Origin of the sequence: Staphylococcus sp. FSL W8-1207 (assembly GCF_038003745.1) — a bacterium.
Classification (GTDB): Bacteria; Bacillota; Bacilli; order Staphylococcales; family Staphylococcaceae; genus Staphylococcus; species Staphylococcus equorum.
In genome coordinates this window covers 752,287-764,732 of sequence record NZ_JBBOPU010000001.1, presented here as the reverse complement: position 1 = coordinate 764,732, position 12,446 = coordinate 752,287, and the positions used below count along the sequence as shown (strand labels likewise).

Below are 12,446 nucleotides of genomic sequence, written 5' to 3'. Positions count from 1 at the left end.
ATGTGTATGCGGTAGTTTGGAGTGAAAAAATGGAACATATAAAAACATATCAATCTCAAACTTATCACTTGGATGAAGGAACATTTGTGATAGAAGGTCCTGTTTTAAGAAGTAGTCTTGAATCTATGACATTTGATGATGGGCTCTTTGCATTTCGCCCACCTACGGATCAATTTGAAGCAATAAAAGAAATTAGTGAATTAGAAGAAGGTAGAATTTTTGTGTTGCGCAATTCACAACACATTATCGGTTATGTCACTTATCATTACCCAGATCCATTAGAACGTTGGTCTAGTGGTAATTTGGAATACTTAATAGAATTAGGAGCTATAGAATTAAGTTTAGCTTATCGCGATTTACATTTAGGAAGTGAGCTTATCAAAGTCAGTTTAGCTGCTGATGAATATGAAGATTACATCGTGTTAACTACTGAATATTATTGGCATTGGGATTTGAAAAATTCTGGGCTTGATGTATATGAATATAAAAAATTAATGCAAAAACTGATGGGTTATGGGGGCCTTGAAGTATTTGCCACAGATGACCCAGAAATTACAAGTCATCCTGCTAATTGTCTTATGGCAAGAATTGGTTCAAGAATTTCTATAGAACAATTACAAGCATTTGATGACATTCGCTTCATGAATCGCTTTTTCTTTTAAAGGGGAGAAACATATGAGTAATACGCAACAATCAACGGGCTTTGTCTATTCTAATGAAATACTGCAATATCGTTTTAGTAATAGCCATCCATTTAACCAAATGAGATTAAAATTAACAACAGAATTATTAACAGATTTAGGTTATTTAAAATCACATCATATTATTAAACCACGTATAGCTAATGATACCGAATTATCATTAATTCATTCTCATGATTATATCCAAGCTATCAGACGTGCTTCACATGGTATTTTAAGTGACAATGAAGCTAAGAAGTATGGATTAGACGGTGATGATACGATGCAATTTAGAATGATGCACAAGCACAGTGCACGTATTGTGGGTGGAGCATTGAATTTGGCTGATCACATCATGGATGATACAGTCACCAATGGCTGCCATTTAGGTGGCGGTTTACACCATAGCCTACCAGGTCGTGCGAATGGATTTTGTATTTACAATGACGTTGCAGTTACTATCGCTTATCTCATACAAAAATATGACCAACGCGTGCTATGTATTGATACAGATGCACATCATGGTGATGGAACACAATGGAGTTTTTATACAAATGATCAAGCTTTAATTTATTCGATACACGAAACTGGAAAATTTCTTTTCCCTGGATCAGGACGTTACACGGAACGAGGTAGTGAACAAGGTTTCGGTTATACAGTAAATATTCCACTTGAACCTTATACAGAAGATGATTCATTTTTAGAAACCTTTAAAGAAACGATAGAACCTATAGTGGCATCATTTAAACCAGATATTATTGTGAGTGTACATGGCGTTGACATTCACTACTTAGATCCACTCACGCATTTGAATTGTACTCTAGAATCACTCTATGAAATTCCATATATCATTAAAGATTTAGCAGATAAATACACAAAAGGTAAAGTATTAATGTTTGGTGGCGGCGGCTATAATATATGGAAAGTTGTCCCACGGGCTTGGAGCCACGTTTTTTTAGCTTTAATCGGAGAAAAACCACAAACTGGCCGTTTGCCTGATAAATGGTTAACAAAATGGCAACAATACGCGCCTTGCGAACTACCACAAACTTGGACCGATGAAAAAACTGACTATCAAATAATACCTAGGCAAAAAGAAATTACAGAAACAAATTTAAAATATGCCAAACAAGTACTGAGTTGGTTTTAAATAAATCAACATCTTATCATACTGGTTTAAGTTTTCAATTTAAATAAAAAAACGAAATTCTTAATTAATAAGAATTTCGTTTTTTATATTTCATTATCATTTATTAACACTGAAGTTATTGTTAATTATACATTGTTGAATCTATAAAAAATCTATTTTGTAGTACCTCTATACTCAACTCTATGAGGTAAAATCACATTAGGCTCTTCGATTTCTTCATCATTCATATATTTAGTAAGAAGTCTCATACCCACTGCCCCAATATCGTATAACGGTTGGATTACACTAGATAATTGAGGTCTTACCATTTCAACAAGTCTAGTATTGTTAAAACTTACAATTTGTAATGACTCTGGAACGTTAATACCTGCATCTTGAGCAGCATGAACTAGACCTATTGCTTGTTCATCACTGATTGATAGAATTGCATCTGGCTTAGCAGATTTCAATGCATCAAATGCACGTAGACCATCTTTATATGTTTCATTACCATTAAAAATCAATGATTCATCTAATGAAAGTTTATGCTCTGCTAAAACGTCTTTTAATCCTACTAGCACATCTTCTTGTGCTTTTTTAGAATAATCGCCACCGACAAAAGCAAATGTTTTTGCGCCGTTTTCGATTAATTGGTTCGTGATTTGTTTAGCTGCTGATTTAAAATCAATATTTACAGATGAAATACCTTCATCTTTACCATTTGTACCTGAAACTACTACAGGTACTGAAGATTTATTAATCAATTCTTTAATTTCTTCAGAAATTGTTCCACCTAAGAAAATAATACCATCTACTTGTTTACTTAAAAGATTGTTAAAAATTTCTTTTTCTTTACTTGGATCATTATCAGAATTTGAAATAATTGAATGATATTTATACATTGTTGCTATATCTTCTAACCCTCGAGCAAGTTGCGAATAATAGACATTAGAAATATCTGGAATAATAACGCCTACTGTTGTAGTTCGTTTACTAGCTAATCCTCTTGCTACTGCGTTTGGACGGTAGTTCAATTTATTAATAACATCGTTTACTTTGTCACGTGTTTCGGGTTTAACATTTTGATTGCCATTAACAACACGTGAGACAGTTGCCATAGAAACTCTTGCTTCTCTAGCTACATCATATATAGTTACAGTCATAATTTCCTCCTTGAAAGCGATTTCTTTATTATTATACTCTGTTTTCATAATATTTTCAAAGTTTACCATATTTTTACTAAATGTAAAATAGTTTTGTTTTGAATGTCATAATTATGTCATCTTATAAAATTATAAACCTACTAAATGTATTATATTTCTTATTTCCAGTGAAAACAAACCTTTTTCGTTTAAATTTTTATGTTTTTCATTAAAATCAAGCGTAATATGATGATTCATCATTTATTTTTTATTTTATATTTAAATACTCTATACATTTGTCATATCACTCCAAAGTATGAGCATTTTATAAATTGCTAACATTATACTTCATTCATTTTAAAAACAATATGAAAGCAAAAAAACCCCTATTACAGTTCACTACTTAAGTAGTAACGTAACAGGGGCTTTTTTATATTTCTTATTTTAATTGTTTGTTATTGTACATATCAGCTAATGGTCTAATTTCATTATAGAAATTCTCGAATTCATCGAAGTCCATTTGTTGTCCACTATCACTTAATGCAACTGATGGGTCAGGATGAACTTCAGCCATAATACCATCTGCACCTACTGCTAAGCCAGCTTTAGCTGTTGGTAACATGATATCTTTACGTCCTGTACTATGGGTAACGTCAACCATTACTGGTAAGTGAGTACCTTGTTTTAAAATAGGTACTGCAGAGATATCTAATGTGTTTCTTGTTGCTTTTTCGTAAGTACGGATTCCGCGTTCACAAAGAATAATGTTTTCATTACCTTGAGAAGCAATGTATTCTGCTGCAAAGATAAATTCTTCAATTGTTGCAGATAAACCACGTTTTAATAATACTGGTTTATTTGAACGACCTGCTTCTTTTAATAATTCAAAGTTTTGCATATTACGTGCACCAATTTGGAATACATCTAAATAATCATCTGCTACTTCAAAATCTGCAGGATTTACAATTTCACTTACTACATTTAGACCGTATTTATCTTTAGTATTTTTAAGAATTTTAAGACCTTCAACACCTAAGCCTTGGAAATCATATGGAGATGTACGTGGTTTGAAAGCACCACCTCTAATGAATTTTTCGCCTCTAGCTTGTAAATTAGCTGCAACTGCATCAACTTGCTCTTGAGATTCAACTGAACATGGTCCAAATACGAATGATTTGTTACCACTTCCAATAATACCTCCATTATCGAATTGAACGATTGTATCTTCTGGTTTTAATTTTCTTGATACATATAAATGTTTTTCATTTTCAGATTTTTGTAAATCAGTAGAGGCTTTAAAAATTTCCTTGAATAATTGTTTGATCACATTATCGTTAAATGGACCTTCATTTTTATCTATTAGTTTGTTAATCATTTCTTTTTCACGTTGAGGATCGTACACAGCTGTACCTTGCTTACGTTTTTCCTCACCAATGTTTTGTGCTATTTTTCCTCTTTTAGATAAAAGATTTAAAATTTCTTCATTAATATTAACAATCTCGCTTCTGAATTCTTGTAATTTGTCTGTCATTTTATTCACCTCTATGAAAAATTTAAAATCGATATTTTATTCTGCTTTAAAGCGATAAAATATTTGTTAAACGTAATTCTAACAATAACTAGTTATAAGTTCAAGTCATGATTGTTAAAATTTCACTTTCTGCAAGTGAATATCCCTAATGGTAACTGAATTTTCAGTCATTTACCAGTAATATTTTACACTATTCATTCATTTTCTATACTTTATTAACTTAAGTTTCATTTAATTCAATTTATTTTTCATATAAATGCTGAATTGTACTTTCTAAATGATGATTTAATCATTCATCTATTAAATAAATACATTTATGTCACACAGTTTTTTCCTTTAAAAAGCACTAAAAAAAAGGTTCTCGTTAATTTTAAGCGTCCGATTAAATTTTTAAAGCATATTGCACGTTGAGGCATCAAAATATAGCTATATCGTCTAATCAATCAAATATATGCAATAAAGCATTTATAAGCATTCTAGATGACTTAAATAATGTTCTAGATGCATCCTAGTTATTTGTGTAATTATAATACTTCAAAAATGGCAAAATAATCGTTTCAAGAGACACAATGAGTATAATAAATTCTAATTCGTATTACACTTTACATAACCTAGATCCTAAAAAGTATAAATTAAAAAGGCATCGAACAAGTTTTGTTCGATGCCTTTTATTATATTTCATTTGTAGTAATGATTAATCATTAAAAGTTCTTTTATCTATTTTACTTTGAGATTTTTCTGATTTTTTCAATTGCGATCTGTTTTTAGAGTAAGTTGGTTCATTATCTACATCTTTACTTTGTTGTGTCTCACTATTATTTGTTGTTTTATTAGTTTCTACTTCATCATGCACAAGGATGCCATCTTTAAATGATGATGTTTTATCTGTTTCATTTGTAGTGGCTTCGTTCTGTTGCTCTTTGCTTGCACTTTGATTGCTAATATCAGTTTCTGCTTTATCATGCACAAGGATACCATCTTTAAATGTTGACGTTTTATCTGTTTCATTTGTAGTAGCTTCGCTCTGATGTGCTGTGTTTGCAGTTTGATTGCTAAGACCAGTTTCTGCTTCATTATGAACAATAATACCATCTTTGAAATTTACAGATTTATGTGTTTGTTTTACACGTTGTTCAGCTTTTTCTGGTTTTACAATCGCATTACTTTTATTTTTGTCTGCAGAGTTTTCTACTTTATCAGTTGATTCTACAGCATGACCAACTTTTGGTGTTACTAAATTAGGCACATCTTTTTTGATGCTTTGTTTAGGTGATTCTGGTTTTAATAAACTTGCTGTGTTTTCTGCAACTTTATCATCGTCATTTAAAGCTTTGTTTTTATTTTTAGCTGCTAACGCTAATCCAGATGCTGTGACAGTACCTGCTAAAGCGCCTGCTTTCAAATGACTATTATTTTTGCTTTCATCTTCTTTTGAGTTTTTAGTTTCTAGGTTAGGCGCATCTTTTTGAGTATCACCTTTCGTTGTTTCTTCAGATTTCAAAAGATTATCAGTGTTTTCTGAAACTTGTGAATCATTATTTAATGATTGCTTTTTATCATGTGCAACTTTAGCTAAACTACCTGCTGCTATTGCACCACCTGTTGCTGCAGCTGCAGTTTGTGCACCATTATTATTTGAAGGTGTAGTACTAGAATCAGCTAAGTTATTATCTGCAGATTCTTCTTTAATAGCATTCTGTTGCGCATTGACCTCGTCCTCAGTCGGTTCTGAATTAGGATCAATATGTGTTGTTGTATCGTCACTCTGCTCCAAATTATTATCATCTTGAAGGTCTTGTGCTTGTGGTGACGTATCTGCTAAATTGTTGTCTGAAGTTTCTTGCTGAATTGCCACTTTTTGAGCAGCAAGTTCAGAATCTGTTATTTCAGTATCTTTGTTTTGCGCATCTGCAACAGTAGATTTAATACCATCTACTTGTTGTTCAGCGTCAGCTTGTTCACTTTCAGACTGCTCAATAATACTAGATTTAAAGCGTGATTCACCTTCAGAATCAACTTGAGATTTATCTTTAGTGCGTGACTTGCTTATAGAAATTAAACCAACAGCTGAACCAATAAATGCGCCTATGAGAAATCCGTAAACAAAATCATTTCTGGCACCTTTAGTAAAATATTCCGGTACTTCATAGCTTTCTACATTTCTTTCGTAATTATCACGGTTATAGTACTTCATAATTGAATGCCCCCTATAACAAATGCACTTAAATAAGTTTCATACCTCATTTAAGTGCATTTGTTTGTTTAAATATACGAATTATTTATTATCTACACGTGTAGTATAGCTATGATTAGAATCATCTGCTACACTGCTCGCTTTATAATTTGCACTATCTCTACGATTTCTTCTGTTTTGCCATTTGTCAGCAACTTCCATTGCTACATTTGACCATTGAACTACTTGAGAAATTTTATCTTCATTTTGAGAAATATTGTGCGTGATTGAGTTTGTAACTCGATCAACTGAACCATTTAACGTTTGAGCTGATTCGCCGATGCCTTTCACTGCATCAACTACAGAATTCAAACGATCTGATTTGTCTTGGATATCTTCAGTTAAGCGATTTGCTTTATGAAGTAAGTCCGTAGATTCACGTGTAATACCTTGAATTTGTCCTTCAACACCATCAAGAGTTTTTGCAACGTGATCTAAGTTTTTCTTAACTGAAAGTAAAATTACAACGATACCAATTACTAAAATAAGAAAAGCAATCGCCGCAATAATACCAGCTATAGGTAAAATCCATTCCATTTAAAACGCCTCCTATTAATCATATGTTGTTATTTAATATAAATACCCAAATCATTTTAACATAAACATATTAAAATGAGGTAGTAACACCCATTTCTTTCATATAAGCACGTTGAATCTTCTGAATATCGCCCGCGCCCATAAATAAAATAACTGCATCACTATATTGTTCTAACGCATTCACAGTGGTTTCATCAATTAATGTCGCATTATCAATTCTTTGGAGTAAATCTTGAATTGTTAAATTACCAGTATTTTCTCTTATTGAACCAAAAATTTCACATAAGAAAGTTTTATCTGCTAAATTTAAACTTTCAGCAAAATCATCCAAGAATGCTTGCGTTCGACTAAAAGTATGAGGCTGGAATACAGTTACAACTTCTTTATTTGGATATTTCTTTCTAGCTGTCTCAATTGTAGCACTAATCTCTCTAGGATGGTGTGCATAATCGTCAACTAATACTTGTTTTCCCACTTTTGTCTCATTAAATCTTCTTTTTACGCCACCAAAAGTTTCTAAGGCTTCTTTTATATTATTTACATCTAAACTTTCAAGATAGCTAACTGTAATAACGGCAAGTCCATTTAATATATTGTGATCTCCAAATTGTGGAGATAAGAACGTATCATAATATTCATCTTTAATGTATACATCAAATTTAGTTCCATTTTCACTAATTTGTAGGTTATCCGCATATACATCATCATTTTTTGAAAAACCATAATAATATACTGGGACATCTGCTTCTATCTTACGTAAGTGATCATCATCACCCCACGCAATAATTGCTTTTTTTACGTTATGTGCCATTTCTTGGAAAGCACTAAACACGTCTTCAACATCTTTAAAATAATCTGGATGATCAAAATCAATGTTTGTCATAATAGCATAATCTGGATGATAGCTTAGGAAATGTCTACGGTATTCACAAGCTTCAAATGCGAAATAATCACTTGCAGGAATACCTAAACCAGTGCCATCTCCAATTAAAAATGATGTCTTTTTATCCCCATTCATCACGTGTGACAATAAACCGGTTGTAGATGTTTTACCATGTGCACCTGTTACAGCTACAGATGTATATTGACTGATAACATGACCTAAAAAGTCGTGATAACGTATGACATCAAGTTTTAATTCATTCGCCTTAACAACCTCTTCGTGTGAATTTGGAAATGCGTTACCTTGAACAATTACCATGTCTTCTTTTATATTATTTTCGTCAAAAGGTAATATTTTAATACCTTTATTTTGTAATGCCACCTCTGTAAAAACATAATTATTTATATCTGAACCTTGTACTTCATTTCCAAGATCATGCATTATTTGTGCTAATGAACTCATGCCGGCACCTTTTATGCCGACAAAATGATAATGTGTCATTGTAACACTCCTTTATCTCTATTTAATTCTCATTCAAATCTAATTCTGTAATGTATACATCTCTTGGTTTTGAACCATTTGCTCCAGAAACATAACCTAATTGTTCTAATTGGTCTACAATTCTCGCTGCACGATTATAACCGATTTGGAAATGGCGTTGGACTAATGAAGTGGAAATATGACCTTCTTTCAACATAAATCTACATACATCATCAAATAAACTATCCTGAGGTTGTGCTTCCGTTTTTTTCAATAATTCTTTTTCTTCAAATAAATATTCTGGATCTCTTTGTTGTTTTATAAAATCAACAACATCGTCAATTTCATCATCCGATACAAATGTGCCTTGAACACGTATCGGTTTATTCATACCACTGCCTAAATAAAGCATATCTCCATATCCTAACAAGCGTTCAGCACCGCCACTATCTAGAATTGTTCTTGAATCGACACTAGACGATACCATAAATGCAATTCTTGTAGGTATATTTGCTTTAATTAAACCTGTAATGACATTCACTGATGGGCGTTGTGTTGCTACTAACATATGAATACCACAAGCACGTGCTTTTTGTGCAATACGTGCGATAGATTGTTCTACTTCTTGTGGAGCCATCATCATTAAATCAGCTAATTCATCTATAACTATAACAATTTTTGGCATTCTATCTTCATATGTTGCTTTCTTATTAAAAGCAGTAATATTTCTTACGTGATATTTTGCGAACACTTTATAACGACGTTCCATTTCTTCTACAGCCCATTTTAAGCTTTGCGTAGCCGCTTTTACGTCAGTAATTACAGGCGCTACCAAATGTGGTAAATCATTATATGGTGCCAATTCTACCATTTTAGGATCAATAAGTAATAATTTTAGCTCTTCTGGATGATTTTTATATAATAGTGACATTAAAATACTATTTATACATACAGATTTACCAGAACCTGTTGCACCAGCAATAAGTGCGTGTGGCGTTTTAGATATATCCATAAGTAATGGTTCATTATTAATTCTAAGCCCCATAGCAACAGTTAATTTAGACTCTGCATTTTTAAATGTAGGATCTTCAATAATTGAACGTAAATTGACTGTGGCAGGATTCTGATTAGGAACTTCTATGCCCACAAGGCTAGTACCAGGAATTGGTGCTTCTATACGAATATCTTTAGCTGCTAGCGCCATTTTAATGTCATCTTGCAATGCAGTTATTCTAGAAACTTTGACACCTTTTTCTACTGACAATTCAAAACGTGTGACACTTGGTCCTTCAGTAACATTTTGAACTTCAGCTGGAACATTAAAATAATAAAATGCATCATTAAGCTCTTGTTTTTTATCTTCGATCCAAACGTTATCAATTTCGTGTTGTTTAGGTTCTTCTAATAAATCTAAGTTAGGCAACTTAATATTAGGCCCTCTTCTAATTGTTGGCTTACCACTGTCATCAGTTGTCTTACTAGCATCTAACTGATTGTGTACCTTCTCAGGTTTTAATTTTGGTTCTTGATTTTGTGTTATTTGTGACACATGTTCATTATTGTTTTTATTAAATTTAGTTTCATCATGGCTTACGTATTGATTGCCATCCACTGAAGATGGATTCATTTCATTGTCATGTTTTTCTGACGTTCCATGATTGATAGATTGTTCACTATGATTTGATGCATCTATTGAATTTGATGGATGTTCTGTCGTTTCGGACGTCGATGTCAGATTTTGCTGTGGTTGCTCTTGTCCAACTGTTTCAGCTTTAACTACGCTTTCAGTACCAAGGTCATTGGATTCAATTTCTTTACTTTCATTTCGTGACGATTGTGATGTGTTACTTGAATTTGTAAAATGCTGATTACTATTCTTAAGTTTTTTAGCATCCATCATACGTTTTTTATCAGAAGGTGTCATAACAACATTAAACGGTTTGCTACCTTTTCTAATTGATGTTTGATTTCTGTTTGAAGTCAATTCGTTAGATTCAGTTGTTTCATTATCAAGTGCATTTGATTGCGTACTACTAGAAAGGAGCTGTGTTTCTTTACTAGCAACTTCATCTTCGGTTTCAACTTGATCAGTATCAGATTGCGCTGTATTGTATTGTGCTGAACCTTGTTGCACTTCAGCTATTTCATTAGATACAGACTCCGATGACATGTCTGATTCTGATGGTTGTGTCATATCTTGAGCACTGTTTAGTTCTGTTTCAGTCGCTGATTCCTGATCTTCAAACTCTCTCTCTGTCTCAGACTCAAGTATAATACTTTCCGCTTCTGGTGATTCATTTTGTGGCATTGTCACTTCTCTATATTGAGCGTCTGATATATCGTCATTATCTTCTACTTCTACATAAAGATCTTCATCAGAAATATTTTCATTATTATCTTCAACTGTATTTAAAGTATCATCGTTTGAAATGGTTGTTTCGACATCATCATTTAGTGATTTGTGTTCAGCTGATGTATGATGTTCAATGTCATTATCACTATCAGGTGATTCTGATTCTAAATCTGCATCTACATTTACATATTCATCATTAATTTTATGTACATCGCGCACATTATCTAAATCAATTTCTTCATAATTAAATGGTGATGTAGCACCTATACGGGTATCATCCTCATTTTGTTGACTATCATCAGATAGTTGAGCGTCTTGAATCGATGCTTCTGTTTGATTTTCAGAAACATTTTTGGCTTTGCTCTCTTCGTCTAAAGAACTTTCACCAATAAAATGGTGTGCTTGTTTGGCATACATTTCATCTATTGCTTTTTGTATGCTGTCTTCGTTATTATCTTGGTTTTCTTGACGTTTTTGTTGCAACGCTTTTTTGAATTGGCGTTTTTGAAGTACTTTACGTTCACGTTCTCTTCGAATTTCTTCTACGATTTGTGATGCGTAAATATTTTCAATATTAATTGTGTTGTTTACTTTAGGTTGTTCATTTGAAGATTGCTGCTTTTGTTCAGAAGGTTGTTGTGGTTGTTTATTATCTTTTTCCACTTGCGCTTCTATATAGTCATTACCTTCAAAAGAGTATGGTTGCTTATTATCAACTTGTGAAGTTTCGTCGTCTGCTACATCAATTGATGGTTCTACAAATTGATCATTATAAATTTTAGTGTCATGTATTTCAGAAGATTCCTGTGCTGAAGTTTGCGATTGCGTTTTGTTACCTTCATAATTTGAAACTTGCTCGTTATTGCCGTTTTCAGTTTCATCTGAAGGTTTTATAACACCATTTTCCAGCGGGTGGGGTTTTTGAGTACCAAATATAGCAGATGGCACTTCACTCGCTTTAAAATCACTCTCATGATACATAGGTGTATCTCTTTTAGTTTTCTTAGAAGCATTTGCACGTAAAACATCAGTTTGTATTCTCATTCGTTGACCTTTATGAGATTTTGATTCTCGTTTTGGTTCTGAATATGTTTCTTTTGGTGACTCCTGATTTTCTGTTTGTGTATTAACATCATTAGAAGCTGTCTTATCATACAAATGTCTACGTCTTCTCTGCTTATGATTGGCATTTATAGAGTCTGAAGTATGACGATCACTGTGTTGTTGATCACTATGATTCGAACTATCTTTTGAAATTGAATCTTCTTCTGGATGCTGTGCTTCATTCGCTTCTTCTAAAATACGCATTGGAAACCTGAATTTTCCTTTGGGTCTTTCATAAACATCATTGTTCTGAGGAAGTAATGAATCTTGTTCTTGTTGTGTAGCTTTTTGACGTCGTTGGTTTCTTTTACTAAGATAATCTTCTGTAGAATCATTATCTTCTCCAAATAACTTGTCGAACCAGCTCATTCGTA

General features: G+C 32.7%; 8 protein-coding genes. 2 read left to right on the top strand and 6 right to left on the bottom strand.

Annotated elements, in window-relative coordinates; genetic code table 11:
• Positions 1–29: 29 nt before the first annotated feature.
• Together NSR03_RS03935 and NSR03_RS03930 are read left to right on the top strand one after the other, a co-directional pair.
• A complete protein-coding gene (locus NSR03_RS03935; protein ID WP_021339056.1) occupies positions 30–662 on the top strand; it encodes a hypothetical protein in 633 nt (210 codons plus the stop codon).
• A gap of 13 nt (positions 663–675) precedes the next feature.
• On the top strand, positions 676–1,830 hold the full coding sequence (locus tag NSR03_RS03930) for an acetoin utilization protein AcuC (RefSeq protein WP_002507322.1): 1,155 nt from the start codon (positions 676–678) through the stop codon (positions 1,828–1,830).
• 152 nt (positions 1,831–1,982) lie between these two features.
• On the opposite strand, the gene ccpA is transcribed toward NSR03_RS03930, so the two are convergent.
• The 6 genes from ccpA to NSR03_RS03900 all read right to left on the bottom strand — a co-directional run bounded on the left by ccpA (position 1,983) and on the right by NSR03_RS03900 (position 12,441).
• A complete protein-coding gene (ccpA, locus tag NSR03_RS03925; protein WP_002507321.1) occupies positions 1,983–2,972 on the bottom strand; it encodes a catabolite control protein A in 990 nt (329 codons plus the stop codon).
• A 418-nt stretch (positions 2,973–3,390) separates the two neighbouring features.
• Complete coding sequence (locus tag NSR03_RS03920) at positions 3,391–4,482, bottom strand: bifunctional 3-deoxy-7-phosphoheptulonate synthase/chorismate mutase (RefSeq protein WP_021339055.1); 1,092 nt, start codon at positions 4,480–4,482, stop codon at positions 3,391–3,393.
• A 694-nt stretch (positions 4,483–5,176) separates the two neighbouring features.
• Complete coding sequence (locus tag NSR03_RS03915) at positions 5,177–6,676, bottom strand: hypothetical protein (protein ID WP_069801608.1); 1,500 nt, start codon at positions 6,674–6,676, stop codon at positions 5,177–5,179.
• Between the two features lie 81 nt (positions 6,677–6,757).
• On the bottom strand, positions 6,758–7,252 hold the full coding sequence (locus tag NSR03_RS03910; protein WP_002507318.1) for a DUF948 domain-containing protein: 495 nt from the start codon (positions 7,250–7,252) through the stop codon (positions 6,758–6,760).
• 70 nt (positions 7,253–7,322) lie between these two features.
• On the bottom strand, positions 7,323–8,636 hold the full coding sequence (murC, locus tag NSR03_RS03905; protein WP_021339053.1) for a UDP-N-acetylmuramate--L-alanine ligase: 1,314 nt from the start codon (positions 8,634–8,636) through the stop codon (positions 7,323–7,325).
• Positions 8,637–8,658: 22 nt separating this feature from the next.
• Positions 8,659–12,441 carry a DNA translocase FtsK gene (locus tag NSR03_RS03900; RefSeq protein WP_069801610.1) on the bottom strand — a complete coding sequence of 1,261 codons (3,783 nt, stop codon included), beginning with the start codon at positions 12,439–12,441 and terminating at the stop codon, positions 8,659–8,661.
• Positions 12,442–12,446 lie beyond the last annotated feature (5 nt).